23 protein-coding genes are annotated in these 24,149 nt (G+C 44.6%); 8 read left to right on the forward strand and 15 right to left on the reverse strand.

Annotated features, from left to right (window positions below; translation table 11 throughout):
* Positions 1-6 precede the first annotated feature (6 nt).
* The 3 genes from H8K55_RS17595 (at position 7) to bamC (ending at position 2,946) form a co-directional block, all read left to right on the forward strand.
* Positions 7-549, forward strand: coding sequence for a class I SAM-dependent methyltransferase (locus tag H8K55_RS17595; RefSeq protein ID WP_186943371.1), 543 nt, complete (start codon positions 7-9; stop codon positions 547-549).
* Positions 550-731: 182 nt separating this feature from the next.
* Positions 732-1,643: a 4-hydroxy-tetrahydrodipicolinate synthase gene (gene dapA / locus H8K55_RS17600; protein WP_230408687.1), complete on the forward strand. Its 912-nt coding sequence runs from the start codon at positions 732-734 to the stop codon at positions 1,641-1,643.
* 97 nt (positions 1,644-1,740) lie between these two features.
* Entirely contained in the window at positions 1,741-2,946 is a 1,206-nt protein-coding gene (bamC, locus tag H8K55_RS17605; RefSeq protein ID WP_186943372.1) for an outer membrane protein assembly factor BamC, read from the forward strand.
* Positions 2,947-3,071: 125 nt separating this feature from the next.
* On the opposite strand, the gene H8K55_RS17610 is transcribed toward bamC, so the two are convergent.
* Positions 3,072-3,305 (reverse strand): hypothetical protein, encoded by a 234-nt coding sequence (locus H8K55_RS17610; protein ID WP_186943373.1) that lies wholly within the window; start codon positions 3,303-3,305, stop codon positions 3,072-3,074.
* 305 nt (positions 3,306-3,610) lie between these two features.
* Complete coding sequence (locus H8K55_RS17615) at positions 3,611-4,750, reverse strand: cupin domain-containing protein (RefSeq protein WP_186943374.1); 1,140 nt, start codon at positions 4,748-4,750, stop codon at positions 3,611-3,613.
* 118 nt (positions 4,751-4,868) lie between these two features.
* Here H8K55_RS17615 and H8K55_RS17620 point away from each other — a divergent pair, with 118 nt between their 5' ends.
* The gene (locus H8K55_RS17620) at positions 4,869-5,399 is read left to right on the forward strand and encodes an FKBP-type peptidyl-prolyl cis-trans isomerase (RefSeq protein WP_186943375.1); all 531 of its coding nucleotides are present in this window, start codon (positions 4,869-4,871) and stop codon (positions 5,397-5,399) included.
* Between the two features lie 158 nt (positions 5,400-5,557).
* On the opposite strand, the gene H8K55_RS17625 is transcribed toward H8K55_RS17620, so the two are convergent.
* The 4 genes from H8K55_RS17625 to H8K55_RS17640 form a co-directional block, all read right to left on the reverse strand.
* Positions 5,558-6,148 carry a hypothetical protein gene (locus tag H8K55_RS17625; protein WP_186943376.1) on the reverse strand — a complete coding sequence of 197 codons (591 nt, stop codon included), beginning with the start codon at positions 6,146-6,148 and terminating at the stop codon, positions 5,558-5,560.
* A 480-nt stretch (positions 6,149-6,628) separates the two neighbouring features.
* A complete protein-coding gene (locus H8K55_RS17630; RefSeq protein ID WP_186943377.1) occupies positions 6,629-7,018 on the reverse strand; it encodes a hypothetical protein in 390 nt (129 codons plus the stop codon).
* Positions 7,019-7,090: 72 nt separating this feature from the next.
* On the reverse strand, positions 7,091-7,732 hold the full coding sequence (locus tag H8K55_RS17635) for a hypothetical protein (protein ID WP_186943378.1): 642 nt from the start codon (positions 7,730-7,732) through the stop codon (positions 7,091-7,093).
* 43 nt (positions 7,733-7,775) lie between these two features.
* Positions 7,776-8,798, reverse strand: a complete 1,023-nt coding sequence (locus H8K55_RS17640; RefSeq protein ID WP_222612516.1) for an ABC transporter substrate-binding protein — start codon at positions 8,796-8,798, stop codon at positions 7,776-7,778.
* Between the two features lie 795 nt (positions 8,799-9,593).
* On the opposite strand from H8K55_RS17640, the gene H8K55_RS17645 reads away from it, so the two are divergent.
* The 3 genes from H8K55_RS17645 to H8K55_RS17655 all read left to right on the forward strand — a co-directional run bounded on the left by H8K55_RS17645 (position 9,594) and on the right by H8K55_RS17655 (position 13,479).
* The gene (locus H8K55_RS17645; RefSeq protein WP_186943380.1) at positions 9,594-10,583 is read left to right on the forward strand and encodes a threo-3-hydroxy-L-aspartate ammonia-lyase; all 990 of its coding nucleotides are present in this window, start codon (positions 9,594-9,596) and stop codon (positions 10,581-10,583) included.
* A 145-nt stretch (positions 10,584-10,728) separates the two neighbouring features.
* Positions 10,729-11,187 carry a (2Fe-2S)-binding protein gene (locus H8K55_RS17650; protein WP_186943381.1) on the forward strand — a complete coding sequence of 153 codons (459 nt, stop codon included), beginning with the start codon at positions 10,729-10,731 and terminating at the stop codon, positions 11,185-11,187.
* 30 nt (positions 11,188-11,217) lie between these two features.
* A complete protein-coding gene (locus H8K55_RS17655; protein WP_186943382.1) occupies positions 11,218-13,479 on the forward strand; it encodes a xanthine dehydrogenase family protein molybdopterin-binding subunit in 2,262 nt (753 codons plus the stop codon).
* A 168-nt stretch (positions 13,480-13,647) separates the two neighbouring features.
* On the opposite strand, the gene H8K55_RS17660 is transcribed toward H8K55_RS17655, so the two are convergent.
* Entirely contained in the window at positions 13,648-14,034 is a 387-nt protein-coding gene (locus H8K55_RS17660) for a hypothetical protein (protein ID WP_186943383.1), read from the reverse strand.
* Positions 14,035-14,359: 325 nt separating this feature from the next.
* On the opposite strand from H8K55_RS17660, the gene H8K55_RS17665 reads away from it, so the two are divergent.
* On the forward strand, positions 14,360-15,046 hold the full coding sequence (locus H8K55_RS17665; RefSeq protein ID WP_186943384.1) for a hypothetical protein: 687 nt from the start codon (positions 14,360-14,362) through the stop codon (positions 15,044-15,046).
* A gap of 70 nt (positions 15,047-15,116) precedes the next feature.
* On the opposite strand, the gene H8K55_RS17670 is transcribed toward H8K55_RS17665, so the two are convergent.
* The 8 genes from H8K55_RS17670 to H8K55_RS17705 all read right to left on the reverse strand — a co-directional run bounded on the left by H8K55_RS17670 (position 15,117) and on the right by H8K55_RS17705 (position 24,126).
* Complete coding sequence (locus H8K55_RS17670) at positions 15,117-16,718, reverse strand: ABC-F family ATPase (RefSeq protein ID WP_186943385.1); 1,602 nt, start codon at positions 16,716-16,718, stop codon at positions 15,117-15,119.
* A 220-nt stretch (positions 16,719-16,938) separates the two neighbouring features.
* Positions 16,939-17,466, reverse strand: a complete 528-nt coding sequence (locus H8K55_RS17675) for a DUF3828 domain-containing protein (RefSeq protein ID WP_186943386.1) — start codon at positions 17,464-17,466, stop codon at positions 16,939-16,941.
* A 193-nt stretch (positions 17,467-17,659) separates the two neighbouring features.
* Positions 17,660-18,028, reverse strand: coding sequence for a hypothetical protein (locus H8K55_RS17680; protein WP_186943387.1), 369 nt, complete (start codon positions 18,026-18,028; stop codon positions 17,660-17,662).
* Between the two features lie 232 nt (positions 18,029-18,260).
* Positions 18,261-20,312, reverse strand: a complete 2,052-nt coding sequence (locus H8K55_RS17685) for a 3-hydroxyacyl-CoA dehydrogenase NAD-binding domain-containing protein (protein ID WP_186943388.1) — start codon at positions 20,310-20,312, stop codon at positions 18,261-18,263.
* 139 nt (positions 20,313-20,451) lie between these two features.
* The gene (locus H8K55_RS17690; RefSeq protein WP_186943389.1) at positions 20,452-21,183 is read right to left on the reverse strand and encodes an ABC transporter ATP-binding protein; all 732 of its coding nucleotides are present in this window, start codon (positions 21,181-21,183) and stop codon (positions 20,452-20,454) included.
* Positions 21,180-21,929 (reverse strand): ABC transporter ATP-binding protein, encoded by a 750-nt coding sequence (locus H8K55_RS17695; RefSeq protein ID WP_186943390.1) that lies wholly within the window; start codon positions 21,927-21,929, stop codon positions 21,180-21,182. Before H8K55_RS17695 ends, H8K55_RS17690 begins: the two co-directional genes overlap by 4 nt.
* The gene (locus H8K55_RS17700) at positions 21,926-23,155 is read right to left on the reverse strand and encodes a branched-chain amino acid ABC transporter permease (RefSeq protein WP_186943391.1); all 1,230 of its coding nucleotides are present in this window, start codon (positions 23,153-23,155) and stop codon (positions 21,926-21,928) included. Before H8K55_RS17700 ends, H8K55_RS17695 begins: the two co-directional genes overlap by 4 nt.
* Before the next feature lie 2 nt (positions 23,156-23,157).
* Positions 23,158-24,126: a branched-chain amino acid ABC transporter permease gene (locus H8K55_RS17705; protein ID WP_186943392.1), complete on the reverse strand. Its 969-nt coding sequence runs from the start codon at positions 24,124-24,126 to the stop codon at positions 23,158-23,160.
* Between the last annotated feature and the right edge of the window lie 23 nt (positions 24,127-24,149).

A 24,149-nucleotide genomic window follows, 5' to 3' on the forward strand; every position in this document is an offset into this window, starting at 1 on the left:
GTTTTTGTGAGTAATAGCAATCCTTCGTCATGGGTGCAGCGCTTTCTTGAGGAAATTCCCCGGTCAAAAGGTCCCGTACTCGACTTAGCCTGCGGCTCAGGACGCCACACTCGTTTGTTAATTGCGGCTGGCTACGATGTATGGGCTGTCGATCGTGATGCAGATTCTTTGTCTGAATTAGAAAAAATCGGGGCAAATTGTCTACATATCGATTTGGAACAAGATGGTTTTAAATGGCCGTTTGCCACCGAGCAATTTGCAGGCATCATCGTGACCAATTATCTGCATCGCCCCTTAATGCCCTCGATTTTGTTTTCTCTCGCAGATAATGGTGTGTTGATTTACGAGACCTTTGCGACTGGCAATGAAAAATATGGCAGGCCACGTAATCCTGATTTTCTGCTACAAGAAAATGAATTGCTAACGCATTTTGTCAGTGTTGAATCTGCATCTTGGCGCCAACAATGTCTTGCTTTTGAACATACCTATGTCAACCAAACCAATGAAGCCATCGTTCAAAGAATTTGCATCCGGCGTTTGCGCAAATAAATCTCGACTCAATGCGTGATTTTTATTGGCACATGTCGGTTGTTTTGATCGATATTTCAACTTAATTTTCAATCCGTCAAGTTTGTCGCCAGTTTGACTCCTGTCTGAATGAGATTTGCTGTCGATTCTTCTCGAATCTGTCCTCGATTCTCTCCCATAGCAGGTAACGATCCGCTACAATAATGGCTTTACTTTTTCCACGCGCTAAGATGACAACGATACAAGGAAGTTTGGTCGCGATTGTGACCCCAATGCATGCCGATGGTAGTCTTGATATTCCAACGCTGCGCAAGCTGATCGACTGGCATATCGCCGAAGGTACGGACGGCATCGTGATTGTCGGTACCACTGGTGAATCGCCAACTGTGAGTGTTGAAGAGCATTGCGAGTTGATCCGTATCGCGGTGGAGCACACAAATAAGCGCGTACCAATTATTGCTGGTTCCGGTGGCAATTCTACAGTTGAAGCAATCGCCTTGACCAAGTTTGCTAAAGAAGCGGGTGCTGATGCTTCCTTGCAGGTTGTTCCTTACTACAATCGTCCTACGCAGGAAGGTATGTATCAACATTTCAAGAAAATTGCTGAATCCGTTGATATTCCTATCATTTTGTACAATGTGCCTGGCCGTACGGTGGCCGATATGTCGAATGAGACCATTGCTCGTCTGGCACAAGTCCCTGGCATCATTGGTATCAAAGAAGCTAGCGGCAATGTGGGTCGTGATCTCGAATTATTGCGTATGGTGCCAAAGTCATTCGCGGTGTATTCAGGTGATGATCCAACTGCAATGACCTTGATGTTTTGTGGTGGTAAAGGCAATATTTCCGTGACTGCGAATGTCGCTCCACGCGCTATGCACGAGTTGTGTGCTGCAGCCATGCAGGGCAATATTGCGAAAGCAGTTGAAATAAACAATCGCTTAATTCCCTTGCATGCCAAGTTATTTGTGGAGCCAAATCCAGTACCAGTCAAATGGGCATTGGCAGAAATGGGCTTGATGCCAGCTGGAATTCGTTTGCCTTTGGTTAGCCTTTCTAGCCAATATCATGATATTGTTCGTTCCGCTTTACGTGAAGCAGGTGTATTGCAATAAGAATTTTTGACGAGTGCACATGGCGAGTCCATGGCTGGAGACCAGCGCTCGTGCTTTCATGCATATTTAATTGATTACAATTCGTAGGGATTTTCACATGGCAAAAAGCGTTGTTGCTAATAAAAAGATGGTTCGTGCTTTAGCATTGGCTGGCGTAATTGGAATTACGGGTTTTTCTACTGGTTGTAGTTTTGTAGGGAATATTGCTGAATCAAATCGTATCGACTATAAGAGTGCGAGTAAGGCCAAGACGACATCTTTAGAAGTCCCACCGGATTTAACTCAGATTCGTCGCGACAATCGCTTTTCAATTCCCGACGCTGAGCAAGGTAGCGCAACTGCATCTTCTTATGCTGCTAAGCGTGCTGGCGGTGCTACAGTCGCAACGGCTAATGGTGCCGTGGCACCAAATCAGTTGAAAGACATGCGGATCGAACGTAATGGCACGCAACGTTACTTGGTGGTGAAATTAGCGCCAGAGATCTTATGGCCGCAATTGAAAGACTTTTGGCAGGAACAGGGTTTCTTGATCAATGTTGAGAATGAATCAACGGGTGTAATGGAAACTGACTGGGCCGAAAATCGCGGAAAAATTCCTCAAGACTTTATTCGAGCCACGATAGGCAAAGTTTTTGATGGTCTGTACTCCACTGGTGAGCGTGATAAATTCCGTACTCGAATTGAACGTGCTGCAAATGGGGATGTTGAGATTTACGTCAGCCATCGCGGTGCGCAAGAGGTATTGACTGGTAGTGACAAGTCGAGCACGGCTTGGACTTCCCGCGCGAATGAAGCTGGTTTGGAAGCAGAGTTTTTGTCGCGCTTAATGTTGCGCTTAGGTGCGGACGAAGGCAAAGCTAAAGCGGTGGTTGCAGCAAGTACAAACGCCTCCAGTGCAGTGGCTGACGCAAACGTCGCTCCGCGCTCTAAGCTGTTAACATTGAATGACCTAAACTACTTAGAAACCGATGAGGGCTTCGATCGCTCATGGCGTCGAGTTGGATTAGCCTTGGATCGTATCGGCTTCACAATTGAAGATAGAGATCGTTCTAAGGGCATTTACTTTGTCCGTTATATTGATCAGGATATTGATGCTAAGACGAAGGGCGCTAGTGAAGGATTCTTTGCGCGCTTATTCTCATGGGGCTCTAGTGATGCCGCTAAAGATGGCGAGAAGTACCGTATTCTGGTCAGAGATGCAGGTGAGGTAAGCAATGTTACTGTGCATGGTGATGATGGTAAGGTTGCATCGACTCCGGTAGCGGCGAAGATCTTAAAAGTACTGAACGAACAACTGAAGTAAAATAGATGTTACTTAAAAAAACGGATCAAATTTGATCCGTTTTTTTCGCTTTTCATTTAAATATGAAAATTTTGGACGTAAAAAAAGCCGGTCAGAGACCGGCTTTTCTTTAAAAGTAATAAAAATTACTTAGATGCAGATGCAGATGCTGCAGCTGCTTCTGCTGCTGGAGAAGCTGCAACTGCTGCTGCGTCAGCTGCTGGTGCAGATGCTGGAGCTGCTTCGACTGCTGGAGCGGATGCTGGTGCAGATGCTGGAGCTGCTTCAACTGCTGGAGTAGATGCTGGTGTTTCAGCTGGTTTGTTGCATGCTACCAAAGCTACTGCCAACAAGGAAACGAGCAAAAGTGATTTTTTCATGTTTTTACTTTCAAAAAATAGATCTAAAAAAACAACAAACTTGCGATGAATAATTACCGGTAATTATCGCTCAATAGGTTAAGCCGTCGGTACAAAAATCAAGAAGATCTTACGATTCCTTCGAAACTTTCCCAACCGCGAATTATAATGATTTTTCTGTCAATCGAATATACCTAAGGGCATTTTTTTCAAAAAAAACAGACTAATTGAACGATTTCGCGACGAATAGTGTTTTTCTCTGTTGTATGTCGACCAAATTGCTGGATTTGCTGACAATTAAAGGTATTTTTGTTGTCAAAGTACGGTCATTTTGGCGATAGCTCTAACCAGCCATCTTCATACCAAATACAGAAGGCTTCTAATACGTCATCTGATGCTTTTGCTACTTCTTCTGGAGTTAAACTACGTTGATTGGCCAATATGCTTAAAGTTTTTTTATCGTCCCTGCCGACACTGAAAGATTCACCATTAATGAATATGTGTTTGGCTTGATATAACATTTGTGTTTTCAATGAAAGACGTACGCCATGTTTGAGTGCAGCCTGCGTGAATTTTTTTGGTGTTAGGGGATTTTCCGGTGAGTCGAAAAATACGCTGGCTTTTGGCTCAGTTAAATATTCACCAATAAAAATGCTCATGTCTTCTTTGTTCAAGCTGATTTTCATCAGTTCCGCGATTATCTTTTCCAGCATTGCAGTACTGATTTCTGCAGGATTCTTGTTGACAGTTAATTCTGGGTCCGCATAGCGGCCAGGCAGTTGGATCGTATCCGCCATAAACTGCAGATAGCCCTCACCCAGTTCTTGATAAGAGGGTGAGCGGAAGCCTATGGAGTAGGTCATGCATTCTCCCAGAGCTACTCCATCATGCGCATAATGCGGAGGCAGATAGAGCATGTCGCCCGGCTCCAAAATGAACTCTTGTTCACATTTGAAATTGCGAAGAATTTTTAATGGCATGCCTTCAATTAAACTTAAGTCTTTTTGTGCGCTAATTTGCCAACGGCGCTGCCCATGTGCTTGCAATAAGAATACGTCATATGAATCGAAATGGGGTCCTACGCCACCGCCTTCACGTGCATAGCTAATCATTAAATCATCGAGACGCGCATCAGGTGCAAAGCGAAATTGGCGCAATAGTTCGTCGGCTTTTTCTTGGTGTAAATTGACACCTTGAACTAGTAAAGTCCAATCCTTCTTTTCTTTGAGAGGAATTTTATCGATGGGGCCGCTCTTCATTTCCCAATGCTGTTTGAAGTAGCAAATCAGGCGTGACTCAACATCATCGCGACTAGCCATTTCAAATAATTCCTCTGGACTAAACAGTGCTTTGAATCCGGGAATGGCTTGACGAATAAGTAAAGGTTTCTTTTGCCAATAGGTGGCAAAAAAATCTTCAGGAGTAATACCGCCAAGGAGTGTGAGTGCAGCAGTGGATTTTGTCATGGTGCGATAAAGTTCATGGGAAATAAAAAAGTTCAGGCAGGATAAATCATAGGTGCCAGTTGAGGAAGGTATAATGCACCCTGAAGTACAAAAGAACAGAAATTTTTAAGGAAATAGTATGAAAATTGCCAAAAATACCGTAGTCACCGTCGAATATAGTTTGTCCGATACGCTCGGCAATCTGATCGAGCAAGGACAAGAACCTATGGTGTATCTGCATGGGGGCTACGAAAATACCTTGCCAAAGATAGAAGAGGCTCTGGAGGGGAAGGATGTTGGCTTTAACGAAACAATACAGGTTGAACCAGAAGATGCCTTTGGTGAATATGATGCTGAATTGGTGAAGATGGAAGATCGCAGTCGCTTGCCTTCACCGATTGAAGTTGGGATGCAATTTGAAGGTACACCAGACGATGACGAAGATGGCGATAGTCTGATTTTCACGGTGACAGAGATTGCCGAAGATAAAGTGGTGTTAGACGGCAATCATCCCTTAGCAGGAATTGCATTGCGTTTCACATTGAATGTCACCGATGTGCGTGAAGCCACCAAGGAAGAAATTGCACATGGTCATGTACACGGTGCTCATGGACATCATGATGATGACGAAGATGAAGATGGTGAGTACCGCAGCTATCCCTTGCATTAATACACACTAATTTGGCGACAATTGTTGTTCGTCGGGGCATTTTTCCGCAGTCACATTGTTTGGGACTGAGATTTCGCTAAAAACCAAAGAAGGAAATGCGACTATTTAGGTGGCATTTCCTTCTTCTTTACATATAGCTTGCTTTGGTAATGTTTTGCTTATTTAACCGGAACTAAATAGGCATCTGGTAAACTGAGTTGTATTCGTTCAGCTTCAAACAGCAACGAAATAATCCACCAGCGGGTGCCGTCATGCATTAATTGCACGCTATTAATTCCCCGTTGAGTTGATTTGTTGGCGTCTCGTGTAGTTTCGTAGGTGGTAAATACTTGAGCGAGTTCCCCCCATTGTTCGGTTTTGCGGCTTAGTTCTCTTTCTCGAAAACCTGTATCCACCAAAATTGGGCCTGAGTTGGCGATGTAATCACTAAGGCTGAGTATTCTAAGTCCCAAATCTTTGCTGTCACGCTTGGGTCCGATTGCCATAATTCTGGCTTCCGGAATAAATAGGGATCTCATGCGATTCCAATCTCGAACCTGGCCAACACCCCCAGATATCACATCATAGAGAGCTGCAACTATGCCATCAATAGTTTGCACATCGCTGAGGCGGGCCGGTGGGGAGGTGGTGATGACTGGCGATGCCTGTTGTAACATCACAGGTGAATCTGCTGCGTGACTATTCGCGATGACACTGAGAGCTAGGCCCAGTAGCATTCCGATACAGGCTATTCTGCGAACGATTTTCATGTAATCTCCTTTGAAATGATTGACGATCTAGGGATTCGAGTGAGTATTGAAAAGAAAGTTCATAGAAAAGAGGCTTCACGACGTCGAGGAAGCTGATTTGCTAGCTGTAATTAGTTAATTTTCCAAAGTTTTTGGGATGTTTAATGTCAGGATAAATTTTCGAAATGCTCCTCCTAAATTTCGCATAATTTATATTATGTAAAATTTACACAAGGCGGTACTGAAATGCTTCTGGAGTAGCTGTGCTACTTGGGCGAAAACAGCATCACCATTTTCGCTAGAACCACATGGGTGACTTGCGCGATTCACGCAACCACACGACGAAGCAAAAGGCACGATGGCATTTTGAAACGAACGGTGGTGTATTAAAAATTGTCGCAGTAATTTGCGAGTATTTGGTTTGGCTACTTGACTACCGAAGGCTAATGGGTGGCCCTTTTCCTACTTTTTTGCCCCTTTTGTTTGCGGCCTTTTACTGGGTTAACTAGCTAATATTCCAGCTTTAACAAAGATCCATTCTTTTGTTGACCGTAAAAGCGTAATTGAGTAAATAGCTGAACTATTACACCGATAATAATATACTACTTTCGAATCACCAAATTCTTCCTTAGAGTCAGAAACGTAGTCATTTTTTTTGGGGCACTTAAGTGCCTCATTAATCAAAGGAATTTCATACCCAAACACATTACATACAATTTTATTTGGGGCACTTAAATAATTCCTATTTCCATTTATATTTAAACAATGTTGATATTCCTTCACAGCTGCCTTGATAATTTTTCGTGTAGGGTCTTCAACAGAAAAGGTCGCGGTTACGGTCAAGCTAATCATTTGCAAAATTATAAAAACAAGTAATCTTCCTATAAACATATATGTCACCTCATATTTGCAATCATTTTTATGATTTTTTCGATAAAGAAACTCGTAGCTCCATGGGTCACTTTACATCTCAAATAGCCGAGAAATATCGTGCCTCCGTACCTTTGAATCTTTATCATACGCCATGATACTATCGATCCCGTTGTGCCAGTGCTGCATTCCTAAGTTATGTCCAAATTCATGAACATAATCTGCTTTTATCGCTCTGTTTGTAAGGTACATTATATTTCCCGCAATTTGTCCTTTTGCTGCGACAAATTCAGTCGGTGAAATAATTGGGCACATAGACGTGGGACAAGGTTTGAGAATTAGCATCGCCGCTTTTTTTTCATCATCGGTTTTCGCTAAAACAAGCTGAGTCGTAATCGACTGTATCCGCCCATCTTTATTAACATACGACCCAGTTAAACCTTTATTGATCGCCTTAACAACTTGTTCCCCTTGCCCTGTACGTTGGTCATCAACAAATCCCTCGATAAATATGTCATCTCGATTTAGTCCTGACTTAAACTTCAGATGACCTGAGTTAACGAAGGGACCATTGGTATCACTGTCTTTGCTAATCGTCACTGGCATATCGAAGCTGTTCCAGCTGATGCTGCGCCTTGCTCCACTGACCTGGTTGCCGTTGTCGTCGTAACTAAAGCCACCTAGGGTGGCGACGTTGGAAACCGCATGCGGGCGTTTTTTGCTGGCACCGCTCACCGCATCAAAACTGGTCGGGCTGACATTGCCTTAATCTCTGCATTCACTTCACCAATTTAACAGCATCTGGATGCACCGCAATCAGCGCACGTGCATCAATTGATTTGAGAAAATCAGGCGTCATCGCGGCATCACTGAATTTGTTCTCTATCGCCCACCTTGCTTGATCCTTCATCATGAATAATAAGTTTTGATCAAGGTGAACGACGTATCGATAATTGGGACCAACGGTATCAAAGACTGACCTTTCTATGTTCATTAGTCGTGCGATTAAGGTGAATGCCTCCTGCGGATTTTCATCAACGTCATCTTTAGCTTTGATTATTGCCCGCAGCAACCCTTGAACAATGTTCTGATTATTTGCAATCCATTCTGATCGACCTGCTAAATTATAGTTGAGCACAAAATCGCCAATTGTGCGGAATTCTATGCCGTTCTTGTCTAAGGCCCGTGAAAAATCCTTCAACCATGGCTCCCAAGTCGAGACAGCATCAACCTCACCTCTAAGCAGCGCATCCATCATTTTTTCTGGCACTACATTTTCAATCTGGACTTGATCCAAAGAAATATGATGGCGTGCCAACATAGTGCTAAATACATAGTGGCCATCCGTTCTTAATGTCACACCAATTTTCTTTCCTTTCAAATCACTAAACCTATGTATCAGTCGATCTCGTCTCGCAATAACGCCATACGATTGGCGGGCATTGAAAATAGTTGCCACGACGGAGACTTGCTGTCCCTTCATACTTTCATAAACGATAGGTAAATCTGCAACTGTTCCAAGATCCGCCTGCCCACTTTGCGTCGCGCTCAGTGCATCGCGCCCACTGGAATGCGGTTGCAAACTAACGTCGAACCCTTCCCGCGCAAAATACCCTTTTTCGAGTGCCAAATAGAGCAAACCTGATCCTGGGTACTTTGTCACTGCGAGTGTGATTTTTTGTTTTTGCCCTATTGCAGGTGAAAACCAAGACACAATTGGTTGCCAAAAGACTCTCAAAATCAATCCCAAAACAAGGGCCAATACTGCAATTAACATCTTGGTGTTCTTTGAAAAAATCATAGTCACATTCCCAAAATATTTGCGATTTAAACGAAATTTTACCGAGCTAAACTCGGCTAGCGAGGCACCAACTGCTGTCTTTTAAGAAGCGGATCAATGAGCAATACAAACCAATTTAATGCCTTTAACAATGCAATCAATTCGTACTTATTCAATATAGAAGATAGAGTTTTTCTAAACAATCAGTTTTGAATTAACGACCGTCACCAAAGAAATAATTTCCTAACAGCAAATTGCATGCCACTAAATACAAGTCAAATCTATGCTGAGATACTTTTTTCCGAGAAGCAAAATCAGGCGTGAAAACAAGAATTTACACGTAATTTCATCCAATCAACTGTGTCCTTTACATCTCAATCCTTAAACAAGACGTGGATAACCAGTGATTCACGCATCTACTTTAAAAAATAATTGCAGCTATCAGGCTTGATTGTGCTGGCCATCACATTTCCTCTGAGTGAGTGCTTTTATGATGTATGCGTAGGTCTTGCAGCAAGACCTCAATACATAGCATTGGTGCGTAAATCAGTGCTTTAATCAAACAAAAGGAAAGTTGAAATGTTGGCCGCAATAAGAGATTACAAAGAATGGCGTAGTTATAAAGTACCCGTTGGACAAGCACTACGTTTGACATGGAAAAACAATTTAGTCATTCGTTTGAAGCTGGTGCGATAGGCTTGCTTAGTTGGTGATGAATTTAATGTGAGTAAGGTGGGGCTAATTACTGTTCCACAAATTGCCCTGAACTCGCATAGAATACTTGCTTCTGGTTAATTGAGGTGATATATCTCTATCATGATAAATTCTTCTGCATTTTCTTTTGACGACATACAAGTCGCTCATCAACGCATCTCTCCCTATATCCAACGAACACCTGTTTTAACATCGACAACGGCAAATCAACATACTGGTGCCAAGTTGTTTTTCAAATGTGAAAATTTTCAAGGTACAGGTGCTTTCAAGTTTCGAGGTGCATGCAATGCGCTTCTGCAGTTTACTCCTGAACAAAAAGCACGCGGCGTGGTGACATTTTCTTCTGGTAATCATGCGCAGGCGATTGCAAAAGCTGCGCAGCAATTTGGTATGCGTGCTGTTATCGTGATGCCGAAAGATGCGCCAGCGATTAAGGTAGCAGCAACCCGAGGCTATGGCGGAGAAGTTGTTTTATATGATCGCTACACCGAGGATAGAGAAGAAATCGGTCGTCAGTTAGCGCAGAATCAGGGCTTAACTTTAATTCCGCCGTATGATCATCCACATGTCATGGCGGGTCAGGGAACGAGCGCGAAGGAGCTGATTGAAGAGGTTGGTGAGCTTGATTATTTGTTAGTACCCTTAGGCGGCGGTGGCCTGTTATCAGGATGTGCGACCGCAGCCAAAGCCTTAAATCCCCATTGTCAAGTGATAGGTATCGAGCCAGAAGCTGGAAATGATGGTCAGCGAAGTTTTCGTACGGGCAGCATTGTCCATATTGAGACGCCCAACACCATTGCCGATGGGGCTCAAACCCAACACTTGGGGAATCATACTTTTCCAGTAATTCAGAAATATGTGGACGATGTGTTGACCGTGAGCGACGCGCAATTAGTTGACGCAATGAAGTTTTTTGCCAGTCGTATGAAAATCATGGTGGAACCAACTGGGTGTTTAGGCGCGGCCTTGGCTCTTAGTGGTCAAATTGGTGGTCAAAATAACGGTCAAAATAAGCTCACCAATCAGCGCGTCGGGATCATCGTTTCTGGCGGCAATATCGACTTAACGCGTTTTGCAACATTGGTACAGTAGGCAAAATTTTGTAGTCCTTTCGATAAATAATCAAAATTCGTGCGCTTTTCTCTTGCTAGTCATGTAGATGTTCACTAGTCTTAGGGAATGCTGTTTTTTAGTCCAACGTCCCTCCTTCATCGCATGACTTTTAAGGAATGCTCATATGTTAAAGTTGAATGTTAATACCAAAGAAAGCTCGCTCAATCTGGCACCGGATACACCCGTGTTATGGGCTATCCGTGACGGATTAGGATTAAGCGGTACTAAATATGGCTGCGGTGTCGCCCAATGTGGTGCTTGTACCGTACATTTAGACGGTCAGGCGATTCGATCTTGTGTGACGCCAGTATCTGCCGTCACAGGTCGCAAAGTCACCACCATTGAGGCGATGGCGAATGACAAAGTAGGCAAAGCCGTACAAGCCGCTTGGGTAACGCACGACGTGGCTCAGTGTGGCTACTGTCAGAGCGGCCAGATCATGAGTGCGACGGCATTATTGAAATCCAATAAAAAACCGAGCGATGCTGAAATAGATGCTGCGATGTCCGGCAATATTTGCCGCTGCGGTACTTATCAGCGCGTACGTAGTGCGATCAAAGCGGCTGCGGCCACTTTGGCGTAATCCCAAGTTAGCTAGATAAAGGACATCGATATGCATTTCCATCCAAAAAATAGCGACTTGAGCCGACTCCAGTTACCCAAAGGAATTGCCGCACTCATCCAAAAACAACATCATACGGCCGACGATAATGCCTCCCTCTCCCGTCGGAATTTCTTAAAAATAAGTGCAGCGGGCGGTTTTGCCTTGGGGATGTTTCCTGTGATGGCGCAAACAGACAAGCCCACTGCTGCCGGTCTTAAACCCTATGAGCAACCTGCGGCTTTTGTGCAGATTGCAAAAGACGGCGCGATTAGTATTACGATTAATCGGCTCGAATTCGGCCAAGGTGTGCATACTGCCTTACCTATGATTCTGGCGGAGGAGTTAGATGCCGACTGGAGTAAAGTTAGTGCTCAGCATGGCAGTGCGGATCCCGCCTATGTGGATCCAGCTTTTGGTATGCATCTTACTGGAGGCTCTGGATCTATCAAGCATTCTTATATGCAGTATCGTGAATTAGGAGCTCGTGCTCGTGCAATGTTAATTGCTGCCGCCGCCGCTCAGTGGAATGTGAATCCAGATATCTTACGCACAGACCGCAACACGGTCATTCGTGCAGATGGAAAAACTTTAAGCTATGGCGAACTTGCTGAAGCGGCGATGAAGTTATCTGTGCCAGAAAAAGTGAGTCTAAAAGATCCTAAGAATTTCAAAATTATTGGTCAACATATAGGTCGCTTGGATGCAAAAGATAAATCCAGCGGCAAGCAAGATTTCGGTATTGATGTCCATCTGCCAGGCATGTTGACTGCGGTCATTGCACATCCACCAGTATTTGGTGCCCAGCTCAAGTCGTTTGATGATAGCGCTGCAAAACAAATTCAAGGCGTGCGTGCTGTAGTTAAAATTGCGGTGGATCGTGGCGGCGAAGGTGTGGCTGTGATCGCCGATGGGTTTTGGCCTGCAAAGCAAGGACGTGCGGCTTTAAAACTAGAGTGGGATACTAGTACAGTAGAAAAAGTCGATAGCGTCAAACAACTGAAGCAGTATCAGGCGCTGGCGAAAACGCCAGGCAAGCTGCATTTTAAGGCAGATGTCAGCAAGCTCGCGGCAGCACCTAAGAAAATTAGTGCAGAGTACCACTTCCCGTATTTGGCACATGCGCCAATGGAGCCGCTTAACTGCACTGTCAGTATCAGTGCAGACGCTAGCAAAGCCGAACTCTGGGTCGGGTCACAAATGCCTGGTGTAGAAACGATGGCCGCGGCACAGGCTTTAGGTATGCAACCGCAAAATGTGAATTTGCATGTGCAGATGGCAGGTGGCGGCTTTGGCCGACGTGCGGTACCGACTTGCGATTACGTGACTGAGTCGTGCAATGTCGCGAAAGCGGCGCACGGTATAGGTCTGCGAGCGCCGATCCGTACCATCTGGAGTCGTGAAGATGATATCAAAGGTGGTTACTACCGCCCTATGCACGTACACACTGCAGAAATTGGTTACGATGAACAAGGCCAAGTGCTTGCTTGGGATCATGCTATCGTTGGGCAATCGATTGTTGCTGGCACGCCGTTTGAAGGTTTCTTAATGAAAGATGGAATTGATGGTACCGCAGTCGAAGGTATGCGTGATCCCTACCCTATTCCAATGCGCCTAACGGTACATCATCCCAAAGTGAATGTACCTGTGTTGTGGTGGCGTAGCGTAGGTTCAACGCATACCGCCTACGTAATGGAAACTCTGATTGATGAAATTGCGCGTAGTGCCAAAATTGACCCGGTTGCCTATCGCCTAAAACAATTTGGCGACAAGCATCCGCGCCATACAGCTGCACTGCAATTGGCCGTTGACAAGTCTGGCTACAATAAACGTCGTTTACCCAAAGGACATGCTTGGGGTGTAGCCGTTCATGAATCCTTTGAAACTGTTGTTGCCTACGTTGTTACTGCATCGATACAAAATGGTCGTGCAAAATTGCATACCGCAACGGCGGGTGTGCATTGCAATTTAGTAGTGAATCCGAAAACCATAGAAGCACAGGTGCAAGGTGGCGCGTTAATGGGCTTAGGTATGTGTTTGGAAAATGCGGCGATTACTTTGAAAGACGGTGAAGTTGAGCAAAATAATTTTGGTGAATATGCCGTTGCCCGAATTACAGATATGCCGCAAATGAGCGTACATGTCGTGCCGAGTGCTGACCCGCCAACCGGTATGGGTGAACCAGGCTTGCCGCCTTTGGCACCAGCTTTTGCGAATGCAATTGCTAATTTAACTGGAAAAGTGCAGCGAAGTTTGCCGTTTAAATTGGGCTAAATCAAGTTGTGCCAAGTTGTGCCAAGGTGGGCTGGATTAAATCCAGCGACAAAAAACAAAGCGTAAATTAAAAAGCTCCTAAAAGTGATTTTAGGAGCTTTTTAATTTTGTTCGTGCGTCAATTGAAAGAACTAATAAAAGAACCAACAAAAAAACCAGTAAAAAAAATCAATCGCGCTGGAGTTTTGCATGATGAGCTTTAAAGAACCGAATGAAGATAAGACAAAATAAGGCAGCCGTTCCGGTAAGCATAATCAGTAAAAAGTAAAGCACGGGCTTTTCCAGTGGTAATTCACTGTCCATATAAATTTGCCCAGGTTTGGTGATAAATTTGCCATCCGAACTCATCATGCCGCCGCCCTTAACTACTTTGAGGCCGCTTTCTTTTTTCGGCATGATCACGGTTGCACTAATGGCTTGTCCTGCGACGACAGGGAACTCATTATTTGCACTTTTCAGACCCTTCTTACTGCATGCTTCATTCGAGAACGATTTTTTGCCACTACTATCAACACAAACAAAGGCGTCAGCGCGGGCGACATCGTTAGAAATCATGGCACAGAAAATAAAAAGTAAAGTAAGGAAACGCAACATAGAAATACAATGCAGAAAAGGCAAACAATTAAGTAAAAAATGACTAGTGAAGTCATAAATAAGCGGCGATGGTATCAGAGCGGCGCTGGCTTAGGGAATTTTTAGCGGAATTTCAGGTCAGAAATTGGTGCGAACTGCATGCAGTATTTTATAAAAAGACATAAAAACCCGCAGATAGACTTATTTCATCTCTGAACGTGGGAAACGTTTCAACTTATAGTATATTTTCAGAAGTGCAGCAAATCACAAAAACGATTACTCAATTCGACTGGCGAAATTAAGTCTCATGCAAATCACAATTTACGATAAAACAGACAAGGGACGCGAAGAAATTGCAACCCGCAAATGGCATTTAGCTTCACGCATGCGCTCACTATTGGTGCTGATTGACGGCAAAAAAACTGACGCTGACATCGTTCAAAAAATTGGTGGCTTGGGATTGAATTTGCAAAGTTTGCAAGAGTTGCAAGATGACGGTTTTATTCAGCGTGTTTCCGTTGAGTCGGACCAAGTAAATACTGTGCTGGATATGCAATCCAACGACTTGGATTTGACTGTATCGATCATGCCCACTCAGTCAAATTTGGAAGGGAATACCCTTGGTTCGATTGATGCCTTAGAAGAGTCACAAACAATTTTTGAGCCGTCCGAAGATCAGGATCCCGCGTGGAACCAAGATTTAGATGCTCTATTGGCAAAATATGACGATGATAATGCCGAATCTCGGGTCGATATGATGAAGCGCTATCTTGCCGATTTGATCAAAGAGAATCTTGGATTAAAGGGTTTTTTCTTGCAAAGGAAACTGCAAAAAGCCCAAAGCTTGCTTGATATTCATACATTCCGTCAACCTTATATCTCAGCGATTTTGCACTCCAAAGGCAAAGATAAAGCGATCGAATTACGAGATCAATTTGACGCGCGTATGTATGTTCGTTTTTCGATTGAAGACCCAGAGTTTCTAGAAAATTGATCGATCACTGCACAAATAAAAAAAGACCAGAAAATTCTGGTCTTTTTTTATTTCAAGGTCTAAAGAAAAATTACTCAATACCCTGACTAGTTAAATATTCTTCATAGGTACCACGGAAGTCAATGATCTTACCATCTTTGACTTCTAGCACACGAGTCGCCAAAGACGATACGAATTCACGATCATGTGATACGAAAACTAAAGTGCCTGCATATTTCTCTAGGGCGATGTTTAAGGATTCAATTGATTCCATGTCCATGTGATTGGTAGGCTCGTCCATCAACAAGACGTTATGACGACCCAGCATTAGTTTACCGTAAGTCATGCGGCCTTTTTCACCACCAGATAAGACTTTGACTGACTTCTTAACATCATCACCACTGAACAATAAACGACCAAGGATAGAACGTACCGCCTGATCATCATCGCCCTCTTGCGTGTACATGCCCATCCAGTCGGTCAGATTTTTATCGGACGCAAAGTTCTCAGCAGGATCTTGCGGCATATAGCCAGGATTAGCATTTTCCGCCCATTTCACTTCACCACGATCCGCAGTTAAACCACAGAGATCTGCTCCGCCTATGCAACGCAATAAGGTTGTCTTACCTGCGCCGTTGGCACCAATGATGGCTATGCGTTCGCCAGCTTCGATCATGATGTCAAAACTATCGAATAGTTTTTGATCATAGGCTTTGGACAGGTGTTTAACTTCCACCGCCAAACGATGCAATTTTTTCTCGCCATCGAAACGGATAAATGGATTTTGACGGCTTGACGGCTTAACGTCTTCAATCTTAATTTTTTCGATTTGCTTAGCACGTGAAGTTGCTTGGCGCGCTTTGGATTTGTTCGCTGAGAAACGGCGTACGAAATCTTGCAACTCTAAAACTTTATCTTTTGCCTTGGCGTTATTGGCTAATTGCTGCGCACGTGCTTGCGATGATGCCAGCATGTATTCATCGTAATTGCCTGGATAGACCTTCAAGGTACCGTAATCCATATCGGCCATGTGCGTACAAACTTGATTCAAAAAGTGACGATCATGGGAAATGATGATCATTGTTGAATTACGCTGATTCAAAATATCTTCTAACCAACGAATTGTATTGATGTCCAAGTTATTGGTTGGTTCATCGAGCAACAGAATATCTGGATTGGAGAACAAAGCTTGCGCCAACAAGACGCGCAATTTCCAACCTGGCGCTACGGAGCTCATCAAGCCTTGGTGTTGATCGGTAGGAATACCTACGCCCAATAACAATTCACCTGCACGTGCCTCGGCTGTATAACCATCATATTCAGCGAATTTGGCCTCCAGATCGGCGGCCTTCATGTAATCGTCGTCAGTAGCTTCAGGATTGGCATAAATCGCATCACGTTCAGCCATCGCCGCCCACATTTCGGTGTGCCCCATCATGACGACGTCGAGTACGCGCATGTCTTCAAACGCAAATTGATCCTGACGCAATTTACCTAAACGCTCATTTTGGTCGAGCATGACGGTACCGGAGGATTGATCCAGATCGCCACCTAAGATTTTCATGAAAGTGGATTTGCCGCAACCATTCGCGCCGATCAAACCGTAACGATTGCCCTCGCCGAACTTAACCGAGATGTTTTCAAACAGTGGCTTAGGGCCAAACTGCATGGTGATATTTGCTGTTGCTAACACGTTGAGACCTTTTGCATGGAATTAAATTAACCGCGCATTATATCATCGTGCATAGGGGCTAAGCGATTTTTCGCCGCAGAGGCGTAGAGTGCGTAGAGGTTTTCAATTACTACGATCTTTTCGGGTCTGAAGATGCACAAAAAAACTATCTCATTCAAAATTTATAACGAAGTAACGATACGCAATTACGTGACCAAAATGAGTATTTCGATAATTGTCATTATTTTAGCTTAAGTATTTTTCTTAGCGTCCTACCAGTTTGATCATACTTAATGTCATAGATTTGTTCGCCTTTCTTACCATTGCCAGATACGCCAACGAACTCCAAGCATCGACGCTTTGTAGTTTGCTCAATAAAGCACACCTCAACCAACTGTTTTGTTTTTGATCGAATTGTCAGATCTCGTGCATCTGGATCTTGTGAGTCAAACAAAATATCAAAATCGAGCGCACAAACTTCCTTCGTTTTTCTAGCGCATTGTGCATCGTTAAAAATTGCTAATGCGAGCTCATCTGTGAAGATTCGCCTGAGTTTAACTAAACTTTCCTGATTTAAAGAAATTAAGGATTTAGAAGTACTATCAACGCCGAAAACCACTATCCAAGCATATTCTTTATAGCTTGCTTCGACCATCTTTTTAAGGGCAGGCACATTTGTGTCATGAGCAGAAGATCGTTCTGATGCGTTGATTAGGGCAGGTAAAGTAAGTGCAATCAGCATCAAAAAAAATCGAAAAATATAACTCATTTACTTCCTTCAATGTTCACGTGATTGCTTATTAAGATTCCATTTCTTCGTTAGCTTACTCGACTCTTCGTTGTCAGCATCAAGCTCACCTCTGGGGAGAACATCAACAACGAATTTTCGTGAATCCAGGCTTCCTCGTTCCGCAGCAAGGCGCGTCCATTGAAGTCCAGTTAACTCATCAGAACTTTCTGTTTCATCGAACAGAAAGATTCCATTTTTTTGCTAAACTTTTTGACTCTATTCGATCCGTATCGAGCTCACTTCTGGATAAAACGTCAACGACGAGTTTTTGCAAATTTACATCACCTTGCTCTGCACCAATGCGAGCCCACTTAAGTCCATTAATATCGTCGACCTCGGAAAAAAAATAGTGATTAACCAGTCGATTGGTGGAGGCAATATCGCCACCATTAGCGTTCTCAATTGTATTCCTTAGTTCAGATGCTGGAATTCGCATGCTTGCAGATGGAGACCGAGATAAATCGATCATATCGAATTTAAATAAAGCAATAAGGAGAAGTCCGCAAGCGAGTAGACCAACTGCTATCTTAAGAGTTTTCATTTGAATGTCCAATTTCCAAAAAATATCCATTGCCCTGGATCCGAGCGATTTATCGTGTCATCGGAATTTTTTCCAAACAGATAGTCTGATGGCCCCCCAAGGGCGATACCATATTTGTCGATCAGGTGCCATTGTTGGTGTTTCGAAGTCCTTAGAAAATCGCTCAGCTATAGAATTCTTTCCACGACCAGTGTTGCATGAACGGATTATCTGACTAAATTGAAGAGTGATTCTAAATCGTCCAAGTCCCACCTTGATGCCCGTGTTGGAACTGTTGCAAAAGGCTATCCACCTTATCCCAGCCTAAATTGTCAGCATAAAACATAGGCCCGCCACGATGTAGAGGGAAGCCATAGCCTTTTAAATACACAATATCAATATCAGATGAACGCGCAGCAATACCATCGCGCAGAATTTTCCTGCCTTCGTTGGCTAAAGATAGAACAAGTCTTTGGACGATTTCTTCATCACTGATTTGTCTTTGTGCGACTCCCAAAGTTTGTGCATGGGCGCGTATCATTTGCACGACCAAGTCAGAAGGATGTGCGGTTCTGTCATTGGCTTGATAGTCATACCAACCCACGTGAGTCTTTTGCCCGAAGCGTCCCTGTTCGCATAACAAGTCGCCGAGCTTGGAATAGACCAGGTTGGGATTGGTGGCGAGTCGACGCTTGCGGATTGCCCAACTGATGTCATTACCAGCCAGATCATTCATACGGAAAGGGCCCATGGCAAAGCCGAATGTCTCGATTACTTGATCCACTTGTTGTGGCGTGCAGCCTTCTTCCAGCAAGAATGCGGCTTGCTTGGTATATTGCTCTAGCATGCGATTACCGATAAAACCATCGCAGACACCGGCTACTACGGCGGTCTTCTTGATTTTTTTTGCGAGTACGGAGCAAGTTGCTAAAACATCGGCTGCAGTTTGCTCGGCACGTACAATTTCCAATAATTCCATAATATTGGCTGGGCTGAAAAAGTGCAGGCCAATCACATCCTGCGGACGTTTGGTGAAACGTGCGATTTGATTTAAATCTAAAGTGGAAGTATTCGATGCCAAAATAGCGTCAGCTTTCATCACCTGATCGAGCTGTTCAAATACACTTTGTTTGACTTGCATATCTTCGAACACGGCTTCAATGACCAAATCCGCATTGGCAATTGCCGCATAATTATCTACGCCTGCGATCAAACCACAACGTTGCTCACATTGTTCTTGTGTGAGCTTGCCTTTGTTGACGGCACTTTGGTAGTTGCTGCGAATTCTCTCCAAGCCTTTTGCTAAGGATGCCGCTTGCAAGTCAAGAATTTGCACAGGGATGCTGACACTGGCGAAATTCATGGCAATCCCCGCACCCATGGTGCCAGCGCCAATCACTGCGACGGAATTGATACTACGCAAGGGAGTATTCGCATCCACACCTTCAATTTTACTCGCGGCACGTTCTGCCATAAAAATATGGCGCAAGGCTTTCGACTCTTCGCTTTGTAATAATTGTTGAAAAATCGCGCGTTCGGTTTTGACGCCCGTATCAAAGTCTTGCGTCAAGCTCGCTTCCAATGCGTCTAGGCAGGAGAATGGTGCGGGGAAACGGCTGGATTTTTTCTTCAAGGCTGCACGTGCAGTTGTGAAAAAATCTGTGCTTACTTTTTGCTCGACCAATTGTTCTACTAATAGATCGCGGACTCTAGGAAGTGGCCGCACAGCAGCAATATCCTGTGCAAAATTAGCCGTAGTTTGCCGCAGTTTTTGCGGATCGATTTCAAAGGCACTGAATAATGCGCTCTTGACTAATTGATCTGACAGCATCACTTGACCTGTACTAATCATATTGGCGCAGATTTCCATGCCGAGTAATCGTGGTAAACGCTGTGTGCCGCCAGCGCCAGGTAATAATCCTAGCTTCACTTCAGGCAGCGCCAATTGCACCGCCGTTGTCGCGACGCGATAGTGACAAGCCAACGCAAGTTCTAAACCGCCTCCCATGCAGACCCCGTTGATCGCCGCAATAATAGGCTTGGTGCAGGCATCCATTTGTTCAATCAAAGCTGGCAAAGATGGCTGGGCGTAGGTTTTATCCGTGCCAAATTCTTTAATGTCTGCACCGCCTGAAAACGCTTTGCCAGTGCCGGTGAGGATAATCGCACTGATGTCAGGATTAGCTTCTGCGGCACGTAGATGTTCGGCAATCGCAGTGCGTGTCGCGTGACCAAGCCCATTTACAGGAGGATTGTTGATCGTGATGATGGCAAGCTTATTTTGTAGTTCTAGGGATGCGCTCATTGTTTGTCTCGTTATGGCCATTTTTATTGGGGAATAATTTTTTATTTAAAGAATTTTAATGCAAATATGGCGCTTACTTATCACTGAAGTTGCGCAATAGTTGCGCAATAGTTGTGTCATCGCAGTGTTACAAGAAGCACTAAATTTCTAACCACTCTTTGCGCAACTGAATATTGTTCTGCAGTTCTTCACGACTGCCATTAAATACTGTTTGCCCGTGCCCTAGAATAATAAATCGATCTGCGAGTTGCAGCGCTAAATTGAGTTTTTGTTCAACTAATAGTATCGCCACACCACTTTGCTTGATGGTTTGAAATACGTCGAGTAATTGCTGAATGATTTGTGGTGCCAAACCCTCGGTTGGTTCATCTATCAGTAATAAATCTGGGTTCCCTAGCAGGCTACGCGCTAATGCGAGCATTTGTTGCTCGCCACCCGACAAAACACCAGCTTGCGTTTGGCTGCGTTCTTTAAGTATGGGAAACAAAGTATAAGCGTCTTCTAACTGCCACTTGTTTTTGTTCTCGGCCTGGCTCGTTTTCTCTGGCTTTATTCCAAGCTTTATTCCAAGCAAAAGATTTTGTTCGACAGTTAAATTGGCGAAAATTTCTCTACTTTCAGGAACATACCCGATGCCAGCTTGCGCGATCATAAAGGAAGGGAGTCCTGAAATTAATTTTCCACAATAGTGAATCTCACCTTCTGTTTTTACCGTGCCCATGATCGCCTTCAGGCAAGTGCTGCGCCCTGCCCCATTTCTGCCAAGCAGTGCGACAACCTCAGCCGGCCTAATGTCGAAATTCACGCCGCGCAAAATATGACTTTGGCCGTAATAGGCGTGCAAATTATTGAGCTGTAAAAGATGATTCACGTTGCGGTCCAATCCGACAGATAAGCAGCCTGTACTTGGGGATTACTGCGGATACGTTCGGGGGTATCGCAAGCGATAATCTGCCCTTGTACCATCACGGCGATTCTGTCGGCTAATGCGAATACAACTTGCATATCGTGTTCGACCATCAGCAAACTTCTACCCGCACTAATTTGACGTATTAGTGTCATCATTTTGTTAGTCTCAGTCCGGTTCATGCCCGCAGTCGGCTCATCCAATAAAATGCAGTTTGCATCACCGGCCACGCTCATGCCGATTTCTAGCGTTTTTTGTTCTGCATACGTCAGTGTTCCGGCGAGGTCACTTCTTCGTTGCTGTAAGTCGAGTAAAGTCAGTATGCGTTCTGCGGTTTCTATCACCCGCCTTTGTCGAGATAAGCGTCGCCAAAATGTATACGCTGAGCCTGCTTTCCACATCGCGGCGCAGCACAAATTATCAAATACACTTAGCGCAGAAAACAGGTTGCTGCTCTGGAAGCTGCGACTTAAACCATGTCGAATAATTTTGTGCGGTGTTAGTCCTACAATCGACTTCTCACGCAAATAAATCTGTCCACTACTACATCGCTGGCGCCCAGAAATGACGTTGAATAAACTCGATTTTCCGGCACCATTCGGACCTATCAGTGCCAGGCGTTCACCTGCATTGAGTTCCAAATTCACGCCTCGCAAAATTTCTGCGTGGCCAATACGGAGCTTAACTTGATCGAGTTTTAGCACGTTCATCGCTGGCTCTTTCGCAATGAACATAGGAGAAAAATTCCCAGCCCGAATAGGATAAATGCGCTTGCCCAGCTAGAGTTGTTTTGTGCAGAGAAATGAGCGCCGAGCAAGACGATTTCTCGAAATGATTCAATCGGGAAGCGCCAGCGATACAATAATTCGATCAAGATCACGGCGCCACTGCAAAGTAGTGCTGCGGCGGCAAAATAGGCGAAGCTAAGCCCCATCAGAATACGGAGTCTGTTTTGATGAATTGCGAGTCTGATGGCATTTGAGTAGGTCACTAATAAACCGCTAATACCTTGCGGCGCAAACGATACTGTCAGCATGAATAGAGTGCCGAGATAGAGCTGCCACGCAGGTGTTATTTCGGATAAGAAAACCGACATGACAATTGCTAACACGGCGCCCAATACGGGGCCAAGAAACAGTGCAGTGCCGCCAATGTAGGTGAATAGCAAGATAGATCCAGAGCGCAGCATGCTTAAATTGTCCGTCGTCGCGATTTCGAAATGCAAAGCCGACAGCCCGCCCGCTACCCCGGCAAAGAAGCAAGAAAAACACAGCATGAGAAAGCGCATCCAACGTGGATCAAATCCCAAAAATGCCAATCGTTCTGCATTTTCACGCACAGCAGAGGCAAGTTTGCCCAGCGGTGTTAGCGTCAAAAAATATATTGTCCCTGCCACCAATAGTGTCCAGATGATGATTAAGTAAGTGACTTCGATTTGTGGTCCAAAGCTAATCCCCAGCCAGGCTGTTCCAGAAACGCGGTTCGCACTGACTCCCCCTTCCCCGCCAAAAATAGTGGGAAACATCGCCGCGCCGGCGAACACGAGTTCGCCAATACCAAGGCTAATCATGGAAAAAGTTAAACCGGATTTTTTGCTCGATAGCCATCCAAATAATGCACCGAAAAATAATCCGGCCAAGCCAGCGACCAAGGGAACCAAACTAATCGGTAAGGACCAAGTGCCTTCGCTGATTCGATTCATGGCATGAACTGCGGCAAATGCACCCAGACCAGAATACACAGCATGCCCAAACGATAGTAGTCCCGTCTGCCCTAGCAAAAGATTAAACGACAACGCAAACACTGAGGTGATACAAATTTGTGTGATGAAGTTTAACGCTGCATTTGAGGAAAATGCCAAAGGCGCCAGCAGTAAGAGCGCACTGATTGTGATTGCTGAAATAACAGTAGCAGAAATCGGAAATTGATATCGCATGCTTAATTTACTTCCGACTTTGTACCGAACAATCCATGTGGACGCCAAATCAACATCAGCAATAAGATGATAAACGGTAAAACTGGTGCCATCTGCGAGAGGCGCAGATTCAGTAATCCTGATAAGCCGAATGTCCCTACATTGTCAGCTGCTAAGGGGGCACTGAGGAAAGGCTTAAAAACATCGAGTAAAGATAGATCTGAAGTCACCGCAAATGTTTGCAAAAGCGCGATCAACATAGAGGCTAAGAACGAGCCAGAAAGTGAACCTATGCCACCCAATACGATGACTACGAAAATAATACTGCCGACGTTCGCCGCCATACCGGGCTCAGTAACCAAGAGATTACCGCCAACCGCGCCAGCTAAACCAGCAAGGCCACAACCAAGTCCGAAAATCCACATAAAGATACGCGGCACATTGTGCCCTAAAGCTTCGACCATCCGCGGCTGAGTTAACGCAGCCTGAATCACTAAACCGATCCGGGTACGACCTAGCACTAAGTACATCAATCCCAACATGGCCAGTGCTAACACAGCGACAAATCCGCGATAAATCGTAAAGGGGCTGGAATATACAGTGAATAAAGTGCCTTGCAATGCATCAGGTATGCGATAGGGAATGGCCAATTTCCCCCAAATTAATTGCACGATTTCCAGCATCACATAAGCAAGGCCGAAGGTGAATAAGAGTTCGGCAAGCTGTCCCTGCACATGTAAACGACGTAAGGCAAAGCGTTCGACCAGCATCCCCAAGCAAGCTGTGATGATTGGTGCGATTAACAATCCATACCAATAGCCCCACAAACCACTAAAGCTATAACCGAGATAAGCACCTAGCATATAGAAACTGGCATGGGCAAAATTGAGTACGCCCAACATGCTGAAAATAAGCGTAAGCCCTGCTGATAACATGAAGAGCAGCAGTCCATAACTGAGGCCATTGAGCAGGTTGATGAGAAAAAATTCCACGGTGCGCTTATGATATTAATGAT

The sequence above is a fragment of the Affinundibacterium flavidum genome, assembly GCF_014284175.1.
Classification (GTDB): domain Bacteria; phylum Pseudomonadota; class Gammaproteobacteria; order Burkholderiales; family Burkholderiaceae_D; genus Undibacterium; species Undibacterium flavidum.